The sequence below is a fragment of the Actinoplanes sp. NPDC051851 genome (assembly GCF_040681165.1).
Lineage (GTDB): Bacteria > Actinomycetota > Actinomycetes > Mycobacteriales > Micromonosporaceae > Actinoplanes.
Map to the genome: position 1 here is coordinate 68,241 of NZ_JBFAYF010000038.1, position 23,736 is coordinate 91,976.

Genomic DNA, 23,736 nt, shown 5'->3' on the forward strand with positions numbered 1-23,736 from the left:
GAAGGGCCAGACATGTCCTCACTCCACCGGCGGCCACCCTCGCCGACGAAGCGGCGCCTCCTCTGGATCGGCGCCTGCATGCTGGCCGCGACCTCGACCGTCGCCGTACTCAAGCCGGCGCTCGCCGCGACCGGCTGCGGCGTCGACTACCGGGTGACCAACGAGTGGTCCGGCGGTTTTCAGGGCTCGGTCACGCTGACCAACCTGGGTGACCCGATCACGGCGTGGAGCCTGGTCTTCGACTTCCCCGCCGCCGACCAGAAGCTGACCCAGGGCTGGAGCGGCACCTGGACGCAGAGCGGCACCACGGTCACCGCGACCAACGCGGCGTGGAACGGGTCGATCGCGACCGGCGCCAAGGTCGACGTCGGCTTCACCGGGACCGTGGGCGCCGGCAACCCGGTGCCGACGTCGTTCTCGATCAACGGCACGAAGTGCACCGGAAGCACCGTCACGCCGTCGTCATCCGCATCGGCGTCCACGTCCGCTTCGGCTTCGGCCTCCGCGTCGGCATCGGCGTCGGCATCGGCGTCGGCGTCGGCGTCGGCGTCGGCGTCGGCGTCGGCGTCGGCGTCGGCTTCCACGAGTGCCGACCCGTGGAATCCACCGTCCACCCTGGTCGAGCCGCTCGCCGCGGTCTGGGAGCACGAGGAGTCGACGTACAGCGACCTCTACGGCTTCAAGAACTACGGCTGGGACCAGATCATGGCGAACGGCGGCACGATCAACTACTGCGTGCGCTGGGACGACGACGGTCAGGTCACCGCAACGCAGCGGGACGCCGTACAGACCGCGCTGCAGAAGCAGTACCAGAAGTGGATGGACGCCATGCTCGACGACGGGCAGGGCTGGGACGGCTGGCCGTACCGGGACGTCGCGGTGAAGGTGGTCGGCTGGGCCGTCCGCGACCGCTCCCAGCTGGAGTGGACCGACGACTCGGTGGACGTCTACGTCAACGACATCAACGAGGACGCCCCGCAGTGCGGCGAACCGTGCGGTCGCTTCTTCCACCAGGACGCCGACTACTCCGGATGCCCGGGCGGCGCGTCGCACCACTACGACAACTCGCTCTGGCTCACCGAGGGCTTCGAGGGCGGCGCCGGCGGCGACTGGGGTCAGCGGATCGGCTCGGAGTACTTCATGAGCAACCTGACCACCGAGAACATCCACATCCTGCTGCACGAGATGGGTCACACGTACGGTCTGGACGACTTCTACGACTGGGACCCGCTGAACGGCACGGCCGGCTTCCTGATGATGGCCGGCAGCGCCACCCAGATCACCGACTTCGACAAGTGGATGTTCCGCGACTTCTGGCGTCACCTGAAGAGCCGATACGGGCTCTGATCGCCCCGGGCGCGCGGTCACGACCAGGGTGGCCACGCGCCCGGCCCGTCACCCGGGTGCCTGAAAGTTCGGCCGAGCCCGCCCGGCCCGAAATGCCGCGATAGTAGAAAACGGCTATGAGACAGGCGGTCGTCACCGGCGCGAGCATCGGCGGGCTCCTCGCCGCCCGCGCCCTGCACTCCTCGTTCGACCGGGTCCTCGTCCTCGACCGGGACATCCTGCCGGAGACCGCGAAGGCGCGCCGGGGCGTACCGCAGAGCCGTCAGGCACACGCGCTCCTGGCCCGCGGCGGGGCGGCACTCGACGAACTCTTCCCCGGTTTCCTCGACGAGATGCGCACGGCCGGGGTGCCGGAGGACGACGCGCACGACGGCTGCCAGTGGTACCTCGACGGCTACCCGATGCGCCGGGCGCCATCGCCGATCTCGGTCTTCGGCCCGACCCGCCCGCTGCTCGAACACCTGATCCGCGAACGGGTCCGCGCCCTGCCCAACGTCCGGATCGCCGCCGGCAGCGAGGTCGTCGGCCTGCTGCACGACGGCCGGGTGCGCGGCGTCCGCACGCGACGGGGTGAGATCGCGGCCGACATCGTGGTCGACGCCGGCGGGCGCGCGTCGCGCTTCCCACTCTGGCTTCGCGATTTCGGGTACGGCGAGGTGCCCACCAGCACCATCCGGACCGACGTCGTCTACATGACACGCCACTACCGCGCCGCACCCGGCGTGGACGTGTTCGCGGTCGTCGTCACGCCGTACCCCACGATGCCGCGCAGTGGCGTGATCATCAGGCAGGAGGGTGACCGGATCGTGGTCCTCCTCGCCGGCATGCTCGGTGACGAGCCGCCGACCGACGACGCCGGCATCCTCGCGTTCGCCGAGTCGCTGCCCGGCACCGAGATCGCGGACTTCCTGCGAACCGCGGAGCCGCTCGACGAACCGGTGCGGATGCGGTACCCGGCGAGCGTCCGGTACCACTACGAGCGGCTGCCCCGGCTCCCCGAGGGATTCCTGGCGATCGGCGACGCGCTCTGCAGCTTCAATCCGATCTACGGCCAGGGCGTCACCGTCGCGGCGCTGGAGGCGCAGGTCATGGCCGGTATCACCGCGACCGACGCGAAGCGGTACTTCGCCGAGGCGGCCCGGCTGCTGCGGACTCCGTGGTCGCTGGCGGTCGGCGGCGATCTCCGTTTCCCCGAGGTGGTGGGCCGCCGTGGGGTGCTGGACCGGGTGCTCAACGGCTATCTGACCCGGTACAGGGCGGCCGCCTCGGTGGACCCGGCGCTCGGCGCGGCCTTCCTCCGGGTGTCCAACATGCTCGCCGAGCCGACCCACCTGCTCGCGCCGGGCCGTCTGCTGCGGGTCCTGCGGGCCGCACCACGCGCGACACCCGCGCCCTTTGGCACGGCTCACATTCCGTACGGGCCGGGATGCGAGATCAACGAGAGTCGGTAGACTGCACCGCATGGCAACGATCATCGTGCGCGGTTTGCTGCGCCGGACGCTGCCGACCCTGCTCGCGTTGCTGCTCTCCGGCTTCGCCGTGCTGCCCTTCACCGCCGGCTCCGCGGAGCCCGCCACCAGCCGCGCCTCGATCGCGGCGGCACACATCGGACAGACCGCCACCCCGTCACCGGACGAGGTGGCCGAGCCCGACCCTGACCCGGTCCCGCCCGTCGACGACGTGGCGGGCGCACCCGCGGTCTCCGACACCACCCAGGCGGCGCCCGCTCAGGCGACCGTGCGGGCCAGCGGGTCCCGCGCTCCCCCGGCCAGTCTCGCGTGATCTGAGCCCGTCTCCTCCCGGACGGCAGCCAGCACCTGTTCGGAGCCCCCCGGGCCCGAAACGGATCACCCCTCGGCCACCGCGTGGCCACTCCACGAGACTCGTTGGGAAGACTCTGTCATGAACACGTTCTTCGACCAGTCCGCCGCCGGCACCGCGATCTGGGCCCTCCTCCTGCTCCTCGCCGTCCCCGCCGTCGTCGTCCTCGCCAGCCCGTACGGCGTACGCCACCCGCGCCTGACCGTCAAGCAGGCGATGACCATGGCCCGCCGCATCGGCGAGCAGCGCCGGGAGCGCCAGGCCGCCGCCGAGGAGCAGGTCCGGTACGCGGCCGAGCTGCACGTGGTCGCCGAGCGCGCGCACCACGCGGCCGACCGCTGGCAGCAGCGCTGGGAGGAGGCCGGGCGCGAGGTCGAGTCCCGCTGGCAGGACTGGCAGGACGCGCAGGACCGGCTGGACCGGGCGCACGGAGCCGCCGCGTACGCCAAGCCCCGCACCGCGCAGAGCCCGACCGAGTACGCCGACCGCGAGCGCTGGATGCACCGCGCGGTGGCCGAGGCCGTCGAGCGCGGCGAGCTGGGCTTCCCGGCCATCACCGACGCGGCCGCCGGGCGCGGCTGGGACCCCCGCCTGCACCCGTTCGACCAGCAGCTCGCCGTCCTGCGCGCCAGCATCGCGTACCTGGGCGACCGCTACCACCGCGCCGTCGCCGCCGAGCAGGCCGCCTGGCACGACGCCCAGCTGGCCCGCCGTACCCGCGACGACCTCGGCTGGGAACTCGCCGACGCCACGGCCCACGCCGCCGACCTGACCGGCGGCCTCCCCACCCCGGCCACCACAGCCCACACCGCAGTCAAGGTCCGCGCCGCCTGAGCCCGCGTCAGGGGACGATCACGGCGCGGCCGCGCAGGGTGCCCTTCTGCATCCTCTGGTAGGCGCCGAGGGCCTCGTCCAGGGTGAACGTCTCCATCTCCGGGGTGACCAGGCCGCGGGCGCCCAGGTCCAGGACCTCGGCGAGTTCGCTGCGGGAGCCCCAGTACGTGGTCTGCAGGCTGGCCTCGTACGGGATGGAGAAGAACGACACCGCGAGCGTGCCGCCGCCGATGCCGACGACGGTCACGTCGCCGACCTGGCGGACCACCGACGCGGCCAGGGCCATCGTCGGGTCCGCGCCGACGAAGTCCAGGACCACGTCGGCACCGTGGCCGTCCGTGGCCTTGCGGATCTCGTCGGCGGCGCCGCTGCCCGCGGGGACCATCAGGTCGGCGCCGTACTTCTCGGCCAGCTCGAGCGCCTCCTTGCGGTTGTCGACGGCGATGATCCGGGCGGCCGTGGTGGCCTTGAGGATCTGCACGCCGACGTGGCCCAGGCCGCCGACCCCGATCACCACGGCGGTGCTACCCGGCGCGAGCTTCGGCCAGGACCGCCGGATCGCGTGGTACGGCGTCAGACCCGCGTCGGTCAGCGGAGCCGCCTTGACGGGGTCCAGTCCGGCCGGCAGCGGCACCAGGTGCCGGACGTGGTGGACCAGCATGAACTCGGCCATGCCGCCGTCCACGCCGAGTCCGCCGCCACCGCCCGGCGCGGGCGCGGCGCCCGGGTTCTCGCAGTACGGCTCGACACCCTGCCGGCAGCGTGGGCAGTCGCCGCAGCCCCACGGCCCGTAGACGGCGACCGGCGCCCCGATCGACAGCCCGGTCACCCCGTCGCCGACCGCGTGCACCCAGCCGGCGTTCTCGTGCCCGAGCGTGAACGGCGGGCCCCAGCCGAGTGCGCCCTCCTCGAAGTCGTGCATCAGGTGCAGGTCGGAGTGGCACGCCCCGGCACCACCGATCTTGACCACGACCTGCCCGGGCCCGGGGACCGGCGGTTCGACCTCGGTCAGCACCGGCTCGGACTTCCACGACATCAAACGCAAAGCACGCACAGCTGCACTCCCTCCGACGGTCGGCCCACCCCCTCATCGTCGCCGCCGGCCGGTGCCCGCACCCCGCTTATGGACGGATCTGGAACGTACGCCGATAGTGCTGCGGGGTGACCCCCAGGACCGCGTGCATGTGCTGGCGCAGCAGCGTGGCGCTGCCGAACCCGGACTCGGTGGCGATCCGCTCCACCGGCAGGTCGCTGGTCTCCAGCAGGGTGCGCGCCCGGTCGACGCGCTGCGCGATCAGCCACTGCAGCGGGGTCACGCCCACCTCGGCGACGAAGCGGCGGCTGAAGGTCCGCTTGGTCATGGTCGCGTGCCCGGCCAGGTCGGCCAGGGTGAGCGGCCGGTCCAGCCGGGTCAGCGCCCACGCCCGGGTCGGCCCGGTACCGACCGACGAGTCCGGCGGGGTCGGGTGCGCGATGAACTGGGCCTGCCCGCCGTCCCGCCAGGGCGCCACCACGCAGCGGCGGGCGGCGTCGTTGGCGATCGTCGCACCGTGGTCGGTCCGGACGATGTGGACGAACAGGTCGATGCCGGCCGCCGCCCCGGCCGAGGTGAGGATCCGCCCGGCGTCGACGAAGAGCACGTCGGGGCGGACCTCGACGGCCGGGAAGAGCTCGGCGAGCCGGTCGCTCAACGACCAGTGCGTGGTGGCCGCGTGCCCGTCCAGCAGGCCGGCCGCGGCGAGGATGAACGCCGAGGTGCAGGTGCTGACCACCCGGGTGGCCTCGGGCAGCGAGCGCAGCGCCGCGATCGCCCCGGCGTCGAACTCCCCGGTGGCGAGGGCGGCCGCGGACGGCTCCTGGGTGGCGACCACGACGGTGTCGGCCCCGGCGAGCGCCTCCCGCCCGTACGGCACCTGGATCGAGAAGCCCGCGTTGGTGCGCACCGGCCCGCCGTCGAGGGAGCAGGTCACCACCGTGTAGAGCGGCTCGCCGCCGGGGGCGTACGCCTCGTTGAGCACTCGGGCCGGGATGCCGAGGTCGAACGGCATGACCCCGTCCAGGGCGAGGACGACCACGCGATGAACCATGGCACGAATCTTACGCACAATGTCATTCGAGCCACTGTTCGCCGATCGGCGCTCGATCGAGACTCGTTGTCATGAGCGAGAACGACACCATGACCGCGGTACGCCAGCACGCCTTCGGTGGCCCGGAGGTGCTCACCGTCGAACGCGTTCCCCGGCCGGCGCCGCTCCCCACCGAGGTGCTGGTCCGGGTGCACGCCGCGGGCGTCAACCCGGTCGACTGGAAGACCCGCGGCGGCACCGGGATGGCCGGCGTGCTCGGCGAGCCGCCGTTCGTCCTGGGCTGGGACGTGGCCGGGGTGGTCGAGGAGGTCGGCTTCGGCGTCACCACCCTCTCCCCCGGCGACCGGGTCTACGGGATGCCCTGGTTCCCGCGGGCCGGCGGCGGGTACGCCGAGTACGTCACCGCCCCCTCCCGCCACTTCACCCGGATGCCCGCGGGCAGCACGTTCGAGCAGGCCGCCGCGGTTCCCCTGGCCGGGCTGACCGCGTGGCAGGCGCTGGTCGACACCGCGGCCGTCGGGCCCGGACAGCGTGTGCTGATCACCGCGGCGGCCGGCGGCGTGGGGCATCTCGCGGTCCAGTTCGCCAAGGGCCTCGGTGCGTACGTGATCGGTGTGGCCGGCCCCCGCAACCAGGAGTGGCTCGCCGGGCTGGGCGCCGACGAGGTCCTCGACTACACGACCGGGCACGTCGAGAAGGCGGTCGCCGACGTCGACGTGGTGCTCGACCTGGTCGGCGACGGCGCCCCACTGCTGGGGACGCTGCGGCCGGGCGGTCTGCTGATCGCGGTGCCGGCCGGAGTCTCCCCGGAGCTGGCGACCGCCGCCGCGGCGGCCGGAGTCCGGGTGACGCCGTTCCTGGTGGAGCCGGACGGTCCGGCGCTGGCCCGGATCGCCGCGCTGATCGAGAGCGGTGCGGTCACCGTCGAGGTCGCCGAGGTGGTGCCGCTCGCCGAGGTCGCGGAGGCGCACCGGGAGGCCGAGCGGGGCCACACGCGCGGCAAGGTCGTGCTGCGGGTCGCCTGACCGACCGCGTTAGGGTCGGGCGCGATGGACATCATCGACGCCGTGGTGGGCGGGCTGCGGGCGGGGCACGCCTACGGGCGGCGGATCGGCCGGCGCGGGGCCTGGGGAGTCCGTTTCCCGCCCTTCAGCGGTACGGGTTTCCACGTCGTGCTCTCCGGCGACGGCTGGGTCACCGCCGCGGGCACCGCGCCGACGGCCGTCCACCCCGGCGACGTCGTGCTCGTCCCACACGGCGCCGAGCACACCCTCAGCCACGCGCCCGGCCAGTCCGGCGTCCTCCACGACGTCACGGAGATCCCCGACCCGGACGGATCGCCGGTCGACTTCGCGTTCCTCTGCGGCGTCTACCGGCTGGGCCGGGTGCCGCCGCACCCGCTCCTGGAACGGCTACCCGACGTCGTCGTGGTCCGCCCGCACCGCGACGACCAGCTCCGCGGTCTCGCGTCCCTCCTCGCGCAGGACGTGGACCGGGCCCGGCCCGGCGACGGGGTGACCCGCGCGGCCCTGATCGACCTGATCGTGGTGCACCTGCTGCGCCGGGTGGACGCGTGGCCGGCGGTGGGTGACCCGGCGATCGCCCCGGCGCTGGACGCCCTGCACGGCGCGCCGCAGCGGGTGTGGACCACGGCGGGACTCGGCGCGACCTGCGGGATGTCGCGGGGTGCGTTCAGCCGCCGGTTCACGGCCGCGGTCGGCGCGCCGCCGATGACGTACCTGACCCGGCTGCGCCTGGCGACCGGCGCCCGGCTGCTCCGGGAGACCGACCAGCCGCTGGACGCCGTCGCCCGCCGGGTCGGCTACTCCACGGGCGTCGCCTTCGCGCACGCCTTCCGCCGCGAGTACGGCCTGGCACCCGGCCACTTCCGCCGGGACGGCCGCATGCCCGAGCACGGCCCGGAACCCGGTCACCTCCGCCGGGACGGCGGCACGTCCGAGCATGGAACGGGCACTCTGGATCATGGTGGTCGGGCGCGCCCGCTGATTCCGTAGTGCCATGACCACCACCGTTCGCTACCGGAACCCGCGGCAGGACAGCGCTCGCTGGGACGCCCTGAACCTGCGGCCCGACGACATCGTCGTCACCGCGCCGATCAAGTCGGGGACCACCTGGCTCCAGACGATCTGCGCGCTGCTGATCTTCCGGACCGCCGAGCTCCCCGAGCGGCTGGGCGAGCTGTCGCCGTGGGTCGACGCGACGTTCACGCCGATCGAGACGGTCCGGGAACGCCTCGACGGCCAGCGGCACCGGCGCATCCTCAAGACGCACACACCACTGGACGGACTTCCCGAGAAGACCGGTCTCCGGTACGTCGCCGGAGCGCGTGACCCGCTCGACGTGGCCGTGTCGTTCTACCACCAGACGAGGAACCTGGACGCCGTCGCGCTCTCCCGGCTGCTCTCGGTCGACGTACCGGAGCCGGTCCTGCCCCCGCTTCCCGACTGGGTGGCGGCCTGGGCCGGGGAGCGGGTGGACGACGTACACGGCCGGAACGAGACCCTGCAGGGGGTGCTCCACCACGTCACCCGGTCCTGGGAACGGCGTACCCGGCCGGACGTCCTGCTGGTCCACTACGCCGATCTCGTCGCGGACCTCGACGGCGGGATGCGCCGGATCGCCACGCACCTCGGCATCACGATCCCGGAGGACGCCTGGCCCGGGCTGGTCGAGGCGGCGAGCTTCTCCCGGGTCAAGGAGCGGGCGGACGTGTTCGCCCCGGTCGGGCCGCTGCGCGATCGGGCCGCGTTCTTCCACCGCGGTGTGAACGGGAGCGGGAGCGAGGTGCTCGGTGAGAGCGGGCTGGAATCGTACCGGAAAAGGCTTTTGGGCCTTGCGAAGCCGGATCTGGTCGAATGGCTGCGGGGTGGGAGCGCTTCCATTCCCGAGTGGATTGGCGCGCATTTGTGAGGCGATGTCCGGACGGCGGTCTCACGAACGCCCGGCGCCATTGTTAGGAGACCTCGGGAACCTCAAAGATCCCTTGGAGACGGGCCATTCCATTCGCTCTCCAAGGGGGACACTTTGTCCGCGAAACGCAGTTCGGTCATCATCAGCGCCATCGCCGCCGTCGGGCTCGGGATAGCCGGGATCACGCTCATTCCGTCGGCGAGCGCGGCGACCACGGCGTACCCGAAGGGCCCGGCGCCGACCACCAGCAGCATCGAGGCGAGCACCGGGCCGTTCGCGATCTCGCAGACCTCGGTGTCGCGGCTGACGGTCAGCGGCTTCGGCGGTGGCGACGTCTACTACCCGACCAGCACCAGCTCGGGCACCTTCGGCGCGGTGGTGATCGCGCCGGGCTTCACCGCCTACAAGTCGAGCATGGCCTGGCTGGCGCCGCGGCTCGCCTCGCAGGGCTTCGTCGTGTTCAACATCGACACTCTGACCACTTCGGATCAGCCGGACAGCCGGGGCCGCCAGCTGCTGGCCGCCGCCGACTACCTGACCGGGCAGAGCAGCGTGCGCACCCGGATCGACGCCACCCGGGTCGCGGTGATCGGCCACTCGATGGGCGGCGGCGGCACCCTGGAGGCGTCCCGCAGCCGACCGTCACTGCAGGCGGCGATCGCGCTGACCCCGTGGAACCTGACCAAGTCGTGGACCGGGAACGCCGTTCCGACCCTGGTGGTGGGCGCGGACGGGGACACCGTGGCGCCGGTCGCGACGCACGCCGAGCCGTTCTACACCAGCCTGCCGGCCAGCCCGGGGAAGGCGTACCTGGAGCTGAACAACGCGACGCACTTCTCGCCGAACAGCTCGAACACCACGATCGCGAAGTACACCATCTCCTGGGTCAAGCTCTTCGTCGACAACGACACCCGCTACCAGCAGTTCGTCTGCCCCGGGCCGAGCGCGAGCCTGACCGTCGAGGAGTACCGGAGCAGCTGCGCCAACTTCGTGATCTGACCGCTTTTGCACTGACGTCTCACGGTCGCCTCACTGCCGTCTCGCGGCCGACTTACGGACGGCTTACGGCCGACTCGCGAACGGCTCGCGGACGGCTCACGCCGGGAGCAGGGCCCGCAGCGCCGGTTCGGCCACCTCGAAGTCGATCTCCTCCATACCGAGGACGCGGCTGTAGACGACCGACTCCATCAGCCGGACGTACAGGTAGGCGCGCCGGCGAAGGTCCTGCTCCCCGGCGGTGACGCCACAGCTCAGAAAGATCTCCACCTGAGCGTCGACAGCCCTCTGATGTACGTCGGTGGCCGCGGTGATCAGTACCCGGGCCGCGGTCTGCGGCTCCTCGGCCACGAACCGCTCGAGCTGCTGCGCGGTGCCGACGAGCTCGGCGAAGCGGCGGGACAGGTCGATCACCCGGTCCGCGCCGGCGCCGACCGCCTCACCGCCGGCCTCCTCGATGAAGAGCCGCCCGATCGCCCAGAACACCTCCCCGAGGAGGGCATCCCGGCTGCCGACCGCCCGATAGAGCGTGGCCCGGCTGATCGTCATCTCCGCCGCGAGCATTTCCATGTCGATGGTGGAGTTTTTTAGAAAATGCATCGCCGCCCCACGCAGAAGCGCCCCGGATTCGATGACGCGACGCGTGGCAGGCATATCGACTCCCTTCACCACGACACGAACAGCGACCGGAGAACGCATGTTAACCACACGAATACGAGCCGCCAACCCTCAACGAGTCCCCGGCGCTTTTCTTCTCGAGTGTCCCGCGAGACTCAGCGCGGCCGGGGCCGGGGATTCACGTCGCCGGCCGGAGCGGTCTGCGGGCCGGCGACCACCCCGTGAGGCGCCCCCTCACGGGGTGGTCAAGGCGTGGAGCTCGTCGGTGGCCCGCGTGATGAGCGCGGCGAGGCCGGTGGCGGTGGTGCCGTCCCATGCCCGGCTCGCGTACTCGAAGACGACGGCGCCGGCGCCCGCGGCCAGCCGGGCGGCGGGCTCGGCGACGCGGCGTTCCACGAGGGCCTGGATCAGCGCCTCGGTCAGCGTCGCCGACTTGGATTGGGCCCGCTCGCGGAGCGCGGGTGTGGTGGCGATGAGTCCGGCGCGGCGCTCGGCGGTCGGCCGGCCGGCGACGAACAGCGGGATGGCCGCCGTGTAGGCACCCAGGACGAGGGAGAGTGCGGAGACTTCGTCCGAGGCCGACGCGATGGCGCCGACCATGACGTCTCGCAGCTCCGTCTCGCCGTCGAACAGCACCTCGCGCTTGTCGGCGAAGTGCCGGAAGTACGTCCGCTCGGTGACGCCCGCCCGTGCGGCGATCTCGGCGGTGGTCGTGGCGTCGTAGCCACGCTCGCGGTACAGCTCCAACGCCGCTTCCCGCAGTCTCGCGCGCGCTGCGGCACCACTTCTCGGCATGACCACATGCTACTTGACGACAGTGACTGACACTTCCCATAATAACGTCAGTAACTGTCGCTACCTCGAGTGGAGTGATCATGTCTTCCGTCGCGTCCCGTGTCATCCGTTTCCACCGGACCGGAGAACCCATCGACGTCCTACGTGAGGAGCGCATCGAGATCGCCGACCCGCCGAGCGGGCAGGTCCGCGTGCGGGTGCTGGCCGCCGGCCTCAACCCGGCCGACTGGGAGTTGTGCCGGGGTTTCCTGCCCGGAACGCTGCCGCGCGGGATCGGCTGCGACGTGGCCGGCATCGTGGACGCCGTCGGCGCCGACCCCGGCCGGCCGGTGACGGTCGGTGACGTCGTCTTCGGTACGGCCGATTTCGTGGGCCACCCCAGCGCCGGCGCGGCCGACTACGCCATCCTGAACAACTGGTCCCCCGTCCCGGACGGCCTCGACCCGGTGCGGGCGGCCACGCTACCGATGGTCGTGCAGACGGCGGTGTGGACGCTCGAGATCCTGAATCCGCAGCCCGGGAGCACGCTCCTGATCCACGGCGCCGGCGGCATGGCCGGCTACGCCTCCGTGCAGGTCGCCCTCCGCCGGGGCCTCCACGTGATCGCCACCGCCGGTCCCACGTTCGCCACCGACCTGGAGAAGTTCGGTGCCCGCGTCACCGGCTACGGCGAGGGCATGCCCGAGCGCGTCCGCGAACTCAACGGCGGCAACGACGTCGACCTCGTGCTCGACACGCCGCGCCCCAGTCCCGGGACCCTGCCACACCTGATCACCCTGGCCGGCGGCGACCCGAAGCGGGTGATGACGATCAGCAACCACGAGGAGGCCCGGTCACTCGGCGCCCGCGTCAACATCGACGAGCTGACGGCACAGGTCACCCCGACGGCCGACCTCCTGCCCCGGTACGCCGCCCTCACCGCCGAAGGAGAGTTCCACCTGCCGATCGCCCGGACGTACCCGCTGGACGAATGGCGGAGCGCCGTCGAGCTCAGCCTGTCCGGCAACCCGCACGGCAAACTCGTACTCCGGCCGGGCGACCACCCGAATCAGGCCGGGAACCAGGCCATGCCGACCGGGCGTTGATGGCAGGCTCCGGCGGCGCGCCGGTGAGCACGGACGACGGTGGAGTCGATGCCGACGGTCCACAGTCGGGGTCGCCGGCCGCCGTTCAGGCGTAGCCGCTCAGCGACGTGTTGCCAGGTTCCGTCCAGTACCCAGCGGCGTTTGCACTGGTAGACAGCCTGCCAGTTACCGAAGCGGGGTGGGATGTCCCGCCGGCGAACACCGGCCCGTTCGCGACCAGGCCGCTCTTCTCGACCCCCGATGGTCCGAAACGACGCTGTGCGGCCGTCAGTGGGCGGTCATGGTCGGCGGTGACGGTGGAGTGGTCGGTCGCTATGACCGGACGGCGTTCGCGCCGACCTGTCGCCGTTGCCTCGCCCTCATCGACCGGCACTTCTCGAAGCCGGAGCCCGACGACCGGCTGGCCTTGGTAGCCCGACTCGCCTCCGACGTCGTCATCGACCTGCACGGGTACGCCGAGATTCACGGCGTACCCGGCGACCAGCAGGACCAGCTTCGCAAGGCCGTCCGCGCCCGCATCCGGCAAAGGACCGGCTTCGCCGTACGCACGCACCTGATCAACGGCGCGATCTACATCGAGTGCGACGAGGCCTACAAGAAGTACGCCGACCGGCACGGCAGAGACGCCGCAGAGGCGATGAGCGCGGTGCTCAGCGGCGAGCCCGTACCCGAGCGGGAACGCGATTGGGTGATTTACTGGTCTACCTGGGGTGTTGCGTAAAGCGCCGGTCGGCGATCGCGCGGCGCCTCGCGGTCAAGCGCTGGCCGGGCGCGGCTTCACCCCGATCGGCAACCTACCGAGCGCCGTACAACTGCCGTACACTCGTCGTGGAGGTGGCTGATGGCGACGAAGACTGAGCGCATTGAGATGCGGACAGATCGTGACAGTGGGGCAAAGATCGCTCAGGCAGCTGAGCGGGAGCAGAAATCGGTCTCCGCGTTCGTGCTGGACGCGGCGACGTCGGCAGCCGACCGGGTGCTGGCCCGCAGTGAGCACACCATCATGCCGGCCAAGCAGTTCGACGAGCTTCTTCAGTCGCTGGACGAACCGGCCGCCGCTCCGGCATTGACCAGACTGGCCCGCCGGGAACGGCGGTTCATCCGAGAGTGACTGTTTGGATCTCCCGTGAACTCGGGTCTCAGCACGACCTCAGCAGCTTCGACTGCGGCAAAGAACCATTGAACACCTGGCTGACAGGGCAGAGCCGCCGCGCCCACGACGCAGGCACAGCCAGGACATACGTCTGGACGGCCGAGAACTCCAACGTCGTACGCGCCTACTACTCGATCGCGCCGACGCAGGTTGTCCGGGAAGGGCTGACAAGGTCGCAGACTGGCGGCTACTCGGTGATCCCGGCCTACCTATTGGCGCGACTCGCCCTTGACCAGAGCCTGCGTGGTCAAGGGCTCGGCGCTGAATTGCTCTTCGACGCGATTGACAAGATCGTACGTGCGGCAGTCGTCGGCGGCGGACGCCTGATCGTGGTCGACGCGCTGGACGACGACGCTGCGAAGTTTTACCTGCATCACGACTTCACCCCGGTCAAGGACAACCCGCATCGGCTGGTCATGACCATCGCGACAGCGCGGGCTGCGCTGGGCATCGGCACGGTCTCTGTCAGCTCGGACCCGGCCAGCCGGCTGATCTCGCTGGTGTTCGACACCCCCGAAGGGACGACAGTTCCCGTCGTGCTCTCCGCGGCCGAACTCGGAACGGTGGCAACCGCGTTGGAATCGCTGAACGAGCCCGAACTCAGCGAGGACGGCTTGCGCGCAGCCATCATCGCAGCGATCGGCCGTGACCCCTTCCACGACAGCTGATCCCCGTCACCCGCGCGAGTGAAGCCGTCCAGGCCGGTCGATAAGGTTGCCCGCGTTTTGATCGGACTCATGGTGGGAGATGCGCCCGATGGCGGATACCGCGATCTTGGATCGTGCTGGCGAGCTCAAGGGTGATCTGGTGAAGTTCTCCCAGCAGCCCCGATATGACCGGGCCGCGTCCGAGTTCCTCGACCACTACGGCAACGGTATCGAGGAACTCGACGAGCAGCGGCGGATGTTGCTGTGGGACTGCTTCATCCTGGAGCACAAGCTGGCCAACGGCCGGACCGTGGTGGAGCAGTTCGTCGCCGCCCGCACGGAGCTGCCCGAGACGGAGCGGGAGATGCTGTTGGGCTGGCAGGATGTCGTCCAGGGCCCGTTCGAGGTGATCCGCCGCGACGGGCCGGCGCTGATCGTGGAGAGCCTGGTCGACGAGCTGACCTACCGGGTGCGCTCGAACATGGGACCGAGCATCTTCCGGCACACCCCGCGCGGGTCATTCCTGATCGCCCGGCTCGTGAGAGTCGGCGACGAGTGGATGCTCTCGGGCCCGATCACCCCGCTGCGAAAGTCCGACCGGAACATCGCCTACCGGCTGGCGATGGACATGGCGTTGCGCACACCGGAGGCGGTGTTCCGCAACCCGGAGAAGCTGGACCTGGCGTGGAAGCAGCAGCGCACCGACCGGGACCGGTTCATCAAGCATTTCGGAGCCGATCTGGTCGTGTTTCCCGGTGACCAGGCGCAAGATCGGTTGAACGGCTTCTACGCGTTCTGCCGCGAGGAGATCCTCGGCCGCCCCGAACCTGACGGCCCGCCGGCCGAAGTCGCGGTGACCCTACCGGAGGACATGGTCTACTCCGAGACGGTCGCGTTGATCTACGACAAGACGGACGGGATCGGCTTCTACGCCGAGTTCGGGCTCGTCGAGCAGGCGTTCGCCAACCCGGACCTGCTCCGGCGCCGGCTCTGGCGTGAGCACACCCTGGAATATCTGCACGACGACAGCGTCGAACCCATGGTCATACGGCGGCTGGCCGAGCGGGACCCGGACAAGGCGACCACCGTCATCCGGCGGCTGCTGAAGCGACCGAAGTTCGACTGGAACCGCGACGGCGAGACGCTGCTGCGCGAGGTCAAACCCGGCTACTACGCCCGCCCGCCGCGCCCCCGGGTCAGCCCCGTCAGCGAACGACTCGCCGCATTCGTCACCCGGCAATGAATGCGACCGAGAAGACAAGATCCGGCCTCAACCTGCTCCTTCACGTTGCGTCTGTCGATCGCCGCCGGCCCGGGAACAGGGCGACCGTCCCGGGGTTCAGTCCGGCCAGGTCCAGTCCGGGCGCGGGGTGGCGGGGAACGGCTGAAGTCCCAGGTAGCGGCGGTAGGCGGCGTGGATCCACGCGGTTTCGGTGTCCGGAGGAAAGGCGAGGTCGGCCAGGGCAACGTCGCCGGTCTCTTTCGGTGACTGGCAGGTGGCGGTCAGGCCGCGCGCCTCGTTGTCGTAGTCGAGCCGGTGACGGTGACGGGAATGCCGGAACGTGTCAAGGGAATGGGGCCGACGGGAGTTAAACGGCCTGGAGTTCGGGCTGGGTTTGCTGGTCGGGCCGGTTGATCCAGACCTGGTCGGGCAGGTCGAGGATCTTGGATAGTGGCCGGCTGGTGGCAAACCGTTCCGGATGCGCGGCGCGGGCCGCGGCGAGGGTGTCCTCGCGGCCGGCGCGGACCTGGTGGTGGCCGTGGTGGACGTCGGCGGGGGTGTGCAGTCCGATGCCGGAGTGCCGGTGAGCGTGGTTGTACCAGGTCACGAACTCGGTCATGAAGGTCCGGGCGTCGGCAAGGGACGCGAAGCGGTCTGGGAAGACCGGCGCGTACGCCCGCACGCGCATCCGTTGGCAACTGTCGCACCAACCGACCCACGGAGCACACATGCGGGTTTTGCGACCACCCGCATACGTGCGTCTACCTGAATATATGCAGGTCAGGACGGTGCCCCCGGTAGGAATCGAACCTACGACACACGGTTTAGGAAACCGATGCTCTATCCCCTGAGCTACGAGGGCGCGAAGGCACATGCTACCCGACTCGCCGCTGACCACGGGTGACCACCAGTGCCCAACACTGCCCACCAGTAACCAGCAACAACGTCCGACCCACGTGTTCGACCCATGGAGCAGATCCCGAGCACGCGGATCACGTGGCAGCACGACGATGACCGATAGTGCCCACCAGTGACCACGGCTGCCCAGGAGTACTCATCGGTGACCACGACTCCCCGAGCATTTCTGGAGCACGCAAGGCGAAGGTCGACATCGGAACTTCAGCCTGCCCGGGCAGTCAGACTGGCCGTTCCTACCCATCACCAGTGCCGAACGCGGGGCGCGGGGCCGGGCGGCCCCGAAGACACCTCTCGAGGCGGCGCGGCAGGATCGTGAAAGTTGCGGTCGGCCACGCCTCGGGGCCGCGGCGCTCCGCGTGCGGATGGCGCGGCGGAGCCCGTCGGCGCGAAGCCCGCCCCGCGCTCGGCGCGTTCCGATAGCGCTGGCCAAGATCTCCATCGGGCAGGAGGCCATGTCGGCTCGCCACTACGATGACGCAGTCATCCTGCTGGAGCAGATGCGCCGCCACAACAAGGTGAGATCCTCGCCAACGGCGGACCGCCGGCGCTGGCACCGAGGACGTGCTGGTCGACGTGGCCCTGGCCGACGTTGAGATCCGCGCCGACGGCGTTCCGTCGGCGCGGGTCAGGTCCTGCCACACCGCGTCGCGTGCCTCATACGTTGAGATCCTCGCCGACGGCGGACCGCTGGCGCTGGGGGTCGCCGTCGGCTGGGTCGAGCGTGCGGGCATGGTTGAGATCCTCGCTGACGGCGGACCGCTGGCGCTGGCCGTCTGCGCAAGCTGGAGCAGGCGCGGTGGCCGATGGCGTTGAGATCCTCGCCGACGGCGGACCACCGACGCTGGTCTTGAGGACGGTGCCGACCAGGCCGGGGGCCTGCTGGTTGAGATCCTCGCCGACGGCGGACCACCGGCGCTGGCCCGGCAAAACACACAACCGGATCCGCGCATGACAAAGTTGAGATCCTCGCCGACGGCGGACCGTCGACGCTGGCGGTTTCACCGACACGTCCGTCCCGGTCAGAAACCATGGTTGAGATCCTCGCCGACGGCGGACCGCCGACGCTGGATGCGCACCTGGCGGAGGACCTGACCTCCGAGGTGTTCCTGTTGAGATCCTCGCCGACGGCGGACCGCCAGCGCTGGACATCCGGGACGCGGCGACGAGGGAGTCGTGGCCGTTGTTGAGATCCTCGCCGACGGCGGACCACCGGCGCTGGCCACCTGCGAACCGAGCCGGTCCAGTGCGCCGAACGCGTTGAGATCCTCGCCCACGACGGACCGCCGGCGCTGGCGGTGACCGAGTAGGCGACCCGGTTGAACATCGCGTTGAGATCCTCGCCGACGGCGGACCGTCCTGGTGAGACCCAGCGCCGACGGCCGTCCGTCGGCGCTGGGTGCACGAGAGGCCACGCGCGAGCCGCACATCACGGTAGTTGAGATCCTCGCCGACGGCGGTCCGTCGACGCTGGCGTACCGGCCGATCTTCTCCACGGTCAGGTGCAGGTTGAGATCCTCGCCGACGGCGGCCCGGCGGCGCTGGGCGCGTGCCGAGGTGCACCCGCCAGGACGCGTGGTGGTTGAGATCCTCGCCGACGGCGGTCCGGCGGCGATGGAGACCGTCGAGGACTGGCTCGACTACTGGGTGGAGTTGAGATCCTCGCCGACGGCAGTCCGTCGACGCTGGCACTGCACGCACCTCGACATCACGACCGACCAGATGGTTGAGATCCTCGCCGGCGGCGGAGCGCTGGCGCTGGGTGGCGACGGCAGCTCCTCCGATGCCACAGCGAACTCGTTAGCTATGTCGGTGGTGACGTTGACGGCCCAGCACACCGCCCGGCCCGTGGCGGAGACCTCAGCCATCGCGGCGAGCAGAGCGCGTTCGTCGTTGACGACCCGATGGGAGTAGACGAGTCGGCCTCCGACATCGATCACGGCGATGTGGTGGTGTTCCTTGCCTATGTCCACGCCGACCCAGATCTTAACCACCGAGACTGCCCCTCTTCGCTGCTGACGTCGTGTCCTGCGGTCGGCGTCCAGGGCCGGCTCACCTGGGTACCCGCACCTTCGTGCTCAGCGATCAACGTCGCAGGTTCCCATCAGCGTCTCTTCCCCATGTACCTGCCCATGAACGAGGGGAAGTGCGGGCGGCATCTCCTACCGTCAGTCGTGACCATCGACGAAACCATCACCGCCATACCGGCTCCCCTGTAGACCGATCAAAAGACACCGTGTCCCGCCGATGCGATACGCCCCGAGACTGCTTTCAGCGAGTTCCGAGTAGCTGCGCGCAATGGCTAACATCGTCGATGGATGGTTGTCGACGGCCCAAGGAGCGTTGTGGTCGAGCCAGAATCGGGTCTTTCAGCGGTGTGCGACGTGTGCAACCGGATCGTTGCACCCAGCAAGGGGACCCTGTGGGTGGACGATCGTGAGATCGAAGCAGTGCGGGGCGGTGTCACGGCGTGGGAGACAAATCATCCCTCCGACGAGCTGGCCTCGGCTGGCGACCTTGCTAAGCGTCCGAGTCCTGCCCGATGGCGGGTTACCCATACTGCCTGCGATCCCGGCGCGCCCGGTGACATCTACGCCATCGAGTTGAAGCGGATCCAGTCCTTCCGTGACCTAGCCGGCTGGACGACTCACCTCATGGGTACGAGCTGGTTGCAGTACACCGACTGGGACGCCCTCGTCACCGGGGCGCTCGGCGGGGGCAAGCGACGCCTCAGGTCGAAACATAAAGATCCCTGGATGGCCTGATCTCATCCAGCTCGAAAACCACCTGGCCCTGCACCGCCGTCGGCGGGGCACTCGACGGATGTGAGTTGACTGGAGGGGTGCGATGGCCGAGAACCCGGTATTTCTCGATCCGGAACCACATTCGTGGCGCAGCCGCAGGATCGAGGTTCAGTCTGGACGCCGCCATGCGGTCATCACGCTCAACCGCGACGGCTACGTCGACACTCACCACGACGAGAGCGGGGAGCTATCGCCCGAATTCCAGGAGACGGTAGACCGGCTGCGGATGGTGTTCATCGACCGGCTCGTCCTTGACGGGAACACGGGCAGTTTCGCCTGGGGCGGTGGCGGCAGGTACATCACACTGCATGTGCCGTACCCATGTGTTGATGAGGTCGTCGATGCCCTGCGCATCGCCGAAGTCGACAAGGACGTCTCCGGCCTGAAGACCATCGCCGACAGGCTCGCCTTACCTATCGACCAGTGGCTGGAGCCGGGGGAGCGGCTCCTGCGCCGGGGAGTCGACTTCGACGCCCGGCCATCGACCTTCCTACGATTTCTTCGGTTGGAGGCACGTCACCAAGGGCTGCGCCTCAACGGCCGAGCCACCGCCGTAGGCGTATGGATTAGGCCGCAGCTCTCCGCCACGGAAAAGCTGAGCCGGGCCGTGTTTCCCGAGCGATATCAGGACCGCCCGGACCGATGGACCGGCGCACGGCAGCCGGACGGCCCATGGCGACCGGACGAGGACCGCATCCGGGATCCGAACAACGGAACGGTCGTCCCTGTGGCGTTCCGCGAAGTACCGGCTCGGCCGCGCTCGAACTGCCCGTGCGGGGTCCAGAACGCGTTTGGCACGTTCGACCTCGAAGGCCACGAGGAGCAACATCAGCTCTGGTCCCTCGGCGTACGAGTGCCGAGGAACGTCTCCTGGGATTTCGGCAACGTCGCCGTGGTCACCACCGAGTCCAACCTGGCGTGGCGCCGGCTCGCCGCGAAAATCGCGGTGGCGCCGAAACGGGAGAACCACTACGACTTCACCTCCTGGGAAGCCGGCACCCACCCGAAGCCCAGCAGTACGAACCGGCGGGCATACCTACTGCGCGGGGAAAGTACGTCATCGGCTACCTGGTCGCCGCCGACCTCGACCATCACCGCCGCTGGGATCTCCACCCGGACAGCCAATACACCAGTGACGACACCACGATCCGACCTTCGATCGATCTCATCTGGGTCGCAGCCATCCACCGCCAGAAAGGCCTCGGGCGCGCTCTCGTTCACGCGCTCGCCGAGGACTCCGGATGCCTGGTAACCGACGTATCGTGGTCGACACCTGTCAGCGAAACCGGACGACATCTGGCCCGCAGGCTCTCGCCCCAGGGCATCTGGGTGCACTGAATGCGCCACTCGATCAAGTTCGAGGTCTCGGGATGGCGGGTCCCGCCGCTCGGCACGTTCCCGACTACACAAGACAACGAGCGGAGACGATGTAGGCCGCGGGAAGGCGCACAGGGTCGGGGCGCCAAACATTCGATCGAGTGACGCCGATGAGCATCCCCTTCGTGGGCGCGGGACGGGCGGCACCTCGGAATTAGCCCAACCTAAGCTCAGCACGCGCAGCCATACCCGCCCCGCCACCCACTTATAGGTCACAACGAATCGAAGCCTCTGGCGGTGACGCGGCCGACCACCTTCGTCGGCAGCCCGGCCCAGCGACCGGCAACTCCCCGCCGCCCGCTACGCCGCCCGGCGCCTCTACCCACCAGGCCATCGGCGCCGGCGGCGGACCGCCGGCGCTGGCTGATCACCGCGCGCGGGTTGGTGGACGCCGTCGAGTCGTAGTTGAGATCCTCGCCGACGACGGGACCGCCAGCGTTGGTGGCCTTGACCGCGATCGCGATGGACTGCTTGTCACGGTTGAGATCCTCGCCGACGGCCGAGCGCTGGCGCTGGTCGCGGTGGTCACTTCGGCACCCCTGTTAGGTGACGTGTTGAGATCCTCGCCGACGACAGACCGCCGGCGCTGGCAGGTAGACGTTGTTCCACCAGTCCCGAAAGTTCTGGATGTTGAGATCCTCGCCGACGGCCGTCCGTCGGCGCTGGCACGCTGCTGTTCGGGCTGCTGCTGATGTTCGCCGTGTTGAGATCCTCGCCGACGACAGACCGCCTACGCTGGCGCCCAGCAACGCGCGGTCTTCGGGCTGGACCACCTCGTTGAGATCCTCGCCGACGGCGCACCGCCAGCGCTGGCGAGCAGCAGGGTGCTCGGAGCGTCACCGTCACCGAAGTTGAGATCCTCGCCGACAGCGGTCTGTCGGCGCTGGAGCAGGCCGGTCTGGTCGAGGCGGAGGACCGGGAGTTGAGATCCTCGCCGGCGGCGGACCGCCGGTGCTGGGGGGGGTCAGCGCGGTGGTGGTGGTCGGCACGCCGAGCACGTTGAGATCCTCGCCGACGGCGGACCGCCGGTGCTGGTGGTCGGAGCGCAGTCCTGATGCCCGACTACACCGTGTTGAGATCCTCGCCGACGGCGGACCGCCGGTGCTGGTTGACGATCGGGAAGACGTCGCCGAGCTTTCTGAACGCGTTGAGATCCTCGCCGACGGCGGACCGCCGGTGCTGGTTTCAGGTTCGAGTCCTGACGTCGCCTCTCCTGGTTGAGATCCTCGCCGACGGCGGACCGCCGGTGCTGGGGCGGCTGTCGAAGGACCTGAAAGACAAGGTCGAGTTGAGATCCTCGCCGACGGCGGACCGCCGGTGCTGGTCGGCGCCTCGGCGGCGTGCACCACGCACGTGTTGTAGTTGAGATCCTCGCCGACGGCGGACCGCCGGTGCTGGCGGAGCCCAGGCCGGCTTTCTGCTGCACGGCTACTGGCTGTTGAGATCCTCGCCGACGGCGGACCGCCGGTGCTGGCCGTCGGCGGTATCGGTGATCGCCGGGGTCTCGGAGCCGTTGAGATCCTCGCCGACGGCGGACCGCCGGTGCTGGGCTTCGTGAACAGGGAAGGTGTGCATAGAAGGTGTGGATCTTGATGTGCTGATCTGCTCGTTATCCGTTTTGCACACTTTCCCGGTTAGGAACCTCCCGGCTTTTTAAGTCAGGCTTGGGGTTCCTAGATCATTTCTTAGAGGATGTGGTCGCCGTGGTGGGGTGCGAGTTCGGCTCGGCCGAGGCGTTCGACGTTTTGTAGGGTGCCTTGGGGGAGACGGTATAGGCGGATATCGTCGCAGGTGTGATCGATGATGTCGGTCAGTTTCTGTTTGAGTGCGGGAAGTTGGGCTGCGGTGCAGGCGACCTCGAAGACGGATTTTTGGACGCGAATGCCGTAGCCTTCGCAGGTTTTCGCTACCTGGCGTAGGCGGCGTCGTCCTTCGGGTGTGGTGGTGTCGACGTCGTAGGTGAGTAGGTATTCCATCAGGCGGGATTCCACGGGGTGTAGTTATTGGTGTCGCCGCGGAGGTGTCGTGCCAGGAGCCGGGCTTGCAGGAGAGGTAGGAGTCCTGCGGGGACTTCGCGGCCGAGTTGCCGGTGTGGCCAGGTACGGGCGCGGGCTTGGCTCCATAGTGTGAGGTAGGTTCGCCGTCCTTCTTCGTTGAGTTCGCAGGCTCCGCCGGGGCGCTGGGTGAAGTGGCTGGGTTGGAGCTGGCGACGGTTGACTGCGGTGAAGACCATCCGGTCGACCATCAGGTGTCGCATCTCTTCCATGAGGTCCAGAGCGAGCGCGGGTTTGCCGGGGCGGATGCCGTGTAGGTAGCCGATGTAGGGGTCGAGGCCGACGTGTTCTAGGGCGCCGTGGACGGCGATGCGCAGCATTCCGTAGCCGAAGGACAGGGCGGCGTTGATGGGATCGGTGGGTGGTCGGCTGACGCGACGTGTGGGTGCGTTGATGTCGGCGCGGGCGGCGGTCAGGTGCTGCCAGGTGGCTACGTACCGTTTCGCGGCTTGTCCTTCGATGCCGAGGATCACGTTGATGTTGTCGGTGCCGGGTAGGCCGGTCAGGTCGTCGCCGATGGCGGTCGCGGTGGTTCGCAACTTTTGCTGGCGGGTGCCGGTGGCGTCGGCTGCGGCTTTGAGATGCGCTGCTTAAGCGCCTCGGCAAGGCCTGACGCTACGCCTCGGTCCCTGCTCTCGCCATAGACCACTTCGAGGGCCACAGACGTCCACTCCCCTAGTTCAAAAATGCACCTTTATTCGATTTGCCTAGATTCGAGTCATCGGACTTTCTTCACCCTAGCGGCGGGCTACGACAAGTCACGCGATTGAGGTCGCGTTGGTGCCACGCGCGCGGCTTCGTGGCCAGGCGATGCCTGGAGGGTGATCCGGCCCATCAATGCCGGAAACGTCGTGCGGCTAGTCGCGGTGTCTCGCACGGCCGACTCCCCGTCGATCACGATGCTCGGCGGGCGGCCTTCTCACGCAACCGCGGTGACGACGTCTGGAGGATTCAAGACCCTAGCCGACGGCGGACCGCCAGCGCTGGCGGAGGGAGGTTCTTGCCGCTCACACCGCCTCCAGCTTGTTGAGATCCTTGCCGACGGCGGTC

The 23,736-nt window shown here is 69.5% G+C and carries 22 protein-coding genes, 1 tRNA gene, 1 pseudogene and 3 CRISPR repeat arrays (1 of these 27 cut by a window edge); of the genes and pseudogenes, 15 read left to right on the forward strand and 9 right to left on the reverse strand.

What is annotated here, in order from left to right:
• The first annotated feature begins 12 nt into the window (after nucleotides 1-12).
• The 4 genes from AB0M08_RS30600 (at nucleotide 13) to AB0M08_RS30615 (ending at nucleotide 4,002) form a co-directional block, all read left to right on the forward strand.
• A complete protein-coding gene (locus AB0M08_RS30600; protein WP_364500630.1) occupies nucleotides 13-1,347 on the forward strand; it encodes a cellulose-binding domain-containing protein in 1,335 nt (444 codons plus the stop codon).
• Between the two features lie 116 nt (nucleotides 1,348-1,463).
• Entirely contained in the window at nucleotides 1,464-2,798 is a 1,335-nt protein-coding gene (locus AB0M08_RS30605) for a squalene monooxygenase (protein WP_364500633.1), read from the forward strand.
• A 10-nt stretch (nucleotides 2,799-2,808) separates the two neighbouring features.
• On the forward strand, nucleotides 2,809-3,129 hold the full coding sequence (locus AB0M08_RS30610; protein WP_364500635.1) for a hypothetical protein: 321 nt from the start codon (nucleotides 2,809-2,811) through the stop codon (nucleotides 3,127-3,129).
• A 120-nt stretch (nucleotides 3,130-3,249) separates the two neighbouring features.
• Nucleotides 3,250-4,002, forward strand: coding sequence for a hypothetical protein (locus tag AB0M08_RS30615; RefSeq protein WP_364500638.1), 753 nt, complete (start codon nucleotides 3,250-3,252; stop codon nucleotides 4,000-4,002).
• Nucleotides 4,003-4,009: 7 nt separating this feature from the next.
• Here AB0M08_RS30615 and AB0M08_RS30620 read toward each other — a convergent pair whose 3' ends face one another.
• Together AB0M08_RS30620 and AB0M08_RS30625 are read right to left on the reverse strand one after the other, a co-directional pair.
• Complete coding sequence (locus tag AB0M08_RS30620; protein ID WP_364500641.1) at nucleotides 4,010-5,056, reverse strand: NAD(P)-dependent alcohol dehydrogenase; 1,047 nt, start codon at nucleotides 5,054-5,056, stop codon at nucleotides 4,010-4,012.
• A gap of 67 nt (nucleotides 5,057-5,123) precedes the next feature.
• Nucleotides 5,124-6,089 (reverse strand): helix-turn-helix domain-containing protein, encoded by a 966-nt coding sequence (locus AB0M08_RS30625; RefSeq protein ID WP_364500644.1) that lies wholly within the window; start codon nucleotides 6,087-6,089, stop codon nucleotides 5,124-5,126.
• Between the two features lie 71 nt (nucleotides 6,090-6,160).
• Here AB0M08_RS30625 and AB0M08_RS30630 point away from each other — a divergent pair, with 71 nt between their 5' ends.
• From AB0M08_RS30630 to AB0M08_RS30645, 4 genes are all read left to right on the forward strand, one after another.
• A complete protein-coding gene (locus AB0M08_RS30630) occupies nucleotides 6,161-7,114 on the forward strand; it encodes an NADP-dependent oxidoreductase (protein ID WP_364500646.1) in 954 nt (317 codons plus the stop codon).
• Nucleotides 7,115-7,138: 24 nt separating this feature from the next.
• Nucleotides 7,139-8,104, forward strand: a complete 966-nt coding sequence (locus AB0M08_RS30635; RefSeq protein WP_364500648.1) for an AraC family transcriptional regulator — start codon at nucleotides 7,139-7,141, stop codon at nucleotides 8,102-8,104.
• Between the two features lie 4 nt (nucleotides 8,105-8,108).
• A complete protein-coding gene (locus tag AB0M08_RS30640; protein WP_364500651.1) occupies nucleotides 8,109-9,020 on the forward strand; it encodes a sulfotransferase domain-containing protein in 912 nt (303 codons plus the stop codon).
• Nucleotides 9,021-9,158: 138 nt separating this feature from the next.
• Nucleotides 9,159-10,019: an alpha/beta hydrolase gene (locus AB0M08_RS30645; protein WP_364500700.1), complete on the forward strand. Its 861-nt coding sequence runs from the start codon at nucleotides 9,159-9,161 to the stop codon at nucleotides 10,017-10,019.
• A 96-nt stretch (nucleotides 10,020-10,115) separates the two neighbouring features.
• On the opposite strand, the gene AB0M08_RS30650 is transcribed toward AB0M08_RS30645, so the two are convergent.
• Together AB0M08_RS30650 and AB0M08_RS30655 are read right to left on the reverse strand one after the other, a co-directional pair.
• Nucleotides 10,116-10,586: a QsdR family transcriptional regulator gene (locus tag AB0M08_RS30650; protein WP_364500654.1), complete on the reverse strand. Its 471-nt coding sequence runs from the start codon at nucleotides 10,584-10,586 to the stop codon at nucleotides 10,116-10,118.
• A 282-nt stretch (nucleotides 10,587-10,868) separates the two neighbouring features.
• On the reverse strand, nucleotides 10,869-11,429 hold the full coding sequence (locus AB0M08_RS30655) for a helix-turn-helix domain-containing protein (protein WP_364500656.1): 561 nt from the start codon (nucleotides 11,427-11,429) through the stop codon (nucleotides 10,869-10,871).
• An 80-nt stretch (nucleotides 11,430-11,509) separates the two neighbouring features.
• On the opposite strand from AB0M08_RS30655, the gene AB0M08_RS30660 reads away from it, so the two are divergent.
• From AB0M08_RS30660 to AB0M08_RS30680, 5 genes are all read left to right on the forward strand, one after another.
• On the forward strand, nucleotides 11,510-12,514 hold the full coding sequence (locus tag AB0M08_RS30660) for an NADP-dependent oxidoreductase (RefSeq protein ID WP_364500659.1): 1,005 nt from the start codon (nucleotides 11,510-11,512) through the stop codon (nucleotides 12,512-12,514).
• A 301-nt stretch (nucleotides 12,515-12,815) separates the two neighbouring features.
• Nucleotides 12,816-13,235: a hypothetical protein gene (locus tag AB0M08_RS30665; RefSeq protein ID WP_364500661.1), complete on the forward strand. Its 420-nt coding sequence runs from the start codon at nucleotides 12,816-12,818 to the stop codon at nucleotides 13,233-13,235.
• A gap of 120 nt (nucleotides 13,236-13,355) precedes the next feature.
• Nucleotides 13,356-13,625 (forward strand): DUF1778 domain-containing protein, encoded by a 270-nt coding sequence (locus AB0M08_RS30670; protein ID WP_364500664.1) that lies wholly within the window; start codon nucleotides 13,356-13,358, stop codon nucleotides 13,623-13,625.
• Nucleotides 13,622-14,335: a hypothetical protein gene (locus AB0M08_RS30675; RefSeq protein WP_364500666.1), complete on the forward strand. Its 714-nt coding sequence runs from the start codon at nucleotides 13,622-13,624 to the stop codon at nucleotides 14,333-14,335. The genes AB0M08_RS30670 and AB0M08_RS30675 overlap by 4 nt, the downstream gene beginning before the upstream one ends.
• 88 nt (nucleotides 14,336-14,423) lie before the next feature.
• Nucleotides 14,424-15,557 carry a hypothetical protein gene (locus AB0M08_RS30680; protein WP_364500669.1) on the forward strand — a complete coding sequence of 378 codons (1,134 nt, stop codon included), beginning with the start codon at nucleotides 14,424-14,426 and terminating at the stop codon, nucleotides 15,555-15,557.
• Between the two features lie 346 nt (nucleotides 15,558-15,903).
• On the opposite strand, the gene AB0M08_RS30685 is transcribed toward AB0M08_RS30680, so the two are convergent.
• The 3 genes from AB0M08_RS30685 to AB0M08_RS30695 all read right to left on the reverse strand — a co-directional run bounded on the left by AB0M08_RS30685 (nucleotide 15,904) and on the right by AB0M08_RS30695 (nucleotide 18,445).
• Nucleotides 15,904-16,224: an integrase core domain-containing protein gene (locus tag AB0M08_RS30685; RefSeq protein ID WP_364500671.1), complete on the reverse strand. Its 321-nt coding sequence runs from the start codon at nucleotides 16,222-16,224 to the stop codon at nucleotides 15,904-15,906.
• 101 nt (nucleotides 16,225-16,325) lie between these two features.
• Nucleotides 16,326-16,398, reverse strand: a tRNA-Arg gene (locus AB0M08_RS30690).
• A 570-nt stretch (nucleotides 16,399-16,968) separates the two neighbouring features.
• Nucleotides 16,969-17,807: a CRISPR direct-repeat array (repeat unit 26 nt; unit sequence GTTGAGATCCTCGCCGACGGCGGACC).
• 284 nt (nucleotides 17,808-18,091) lie between these two features.
• On the reverse strand, nucleotides 18,092-18,445 hold the full coding sequence (locus tag AB0M08_RS30695; RefSeq protein WP_364500674.1) for a transposase: 354 nt from the start codon (nucleotides 18,443-18,445) through the stop codon (nucleotides 18,092-18,094).
• 324 nt (nucleotides 18,446-18,769) lie between these two features.
• Between AB0M08_RS30695 and AB0M08_RS30700 the strand changes: the two genes are divergently transcribed.
• Together AB0M08_RS30700 and AB0M08_RS30705 are read left to right on the forward strand one after the other, a co-directional pair.
• The gene (locus AB0M08_RS30700; RefSeq protein ID WP_364500677.1) at nucleotides 18,770-19,216 is read left to right on the forward strand and encodes a hypothetical protein; all 447 of its coding nucleotides are present in this window, start codon (nucleotides 18,770-18,772) and stop codon (nucleotides 19,214-19,216) included.
• A gap of 82 nt (nucleotides 19,217-19,298) precedes the next feature.
• The gene (locus AB0M08_RS30705) at nucleotides 19,299-20,507 is read left to right on the forward strand and encodes a hypothetical protein (RefSeq protein ID WP_364500679.1); all 1,209 of its coding nucleotides are present in this window, start codon (nucleotides 19,299-19,301) and stop codon (nucleotides 20,505-20,507) included.
• A gap of 529 nt (nucleotides 20,508-21,036) precedes the next feature.
• Nucleotides 21,037-22,181: direct repeats of the CRISPR family, unit length 37 nt; unit sequence GTTGAGATCCTCGCCGACGGCGGACCGCCGGTGCTGG.
• Between the two features lie 136 nt (nucleotides 22,182-22,317).
• Here the strand turns inward: AB0M08_RS30705 and cas2 are convergent.
• Both cas2 and cas1 read right to left on the reverse strand, forming a co-directional pair.
• Nucleotides 22,318-22,623, reverse strand: a complete 306-nt coding sequence (gene cas2 / locus AB0M08_RS30710) for a CRISPR-associated endonuclease Cas2 (RefSeq protein WP_364500681.1) — start codon at nucleotides 22,621-22,623, stop codon at nucleotides 22,318-22,320.
• Nucleotides 22,608-23,228 (reverse strand): annotated as a pseudogene (cas1, locus tag AB0M08_RS30715) (CRISPR-associated endonuclease Cas1); the annotation flags it as partial. The gene cas2 and the pseudogene cas1, both read right to left, overlap by 16 nt.
• Nucleotides 23,229-23,636: 408 nt before the next feature.
• Nucleotides 23,637-23,736: direct repeats of the CRISPR family, unit length 23 nt; it runs 808 nt beyond the window's last position.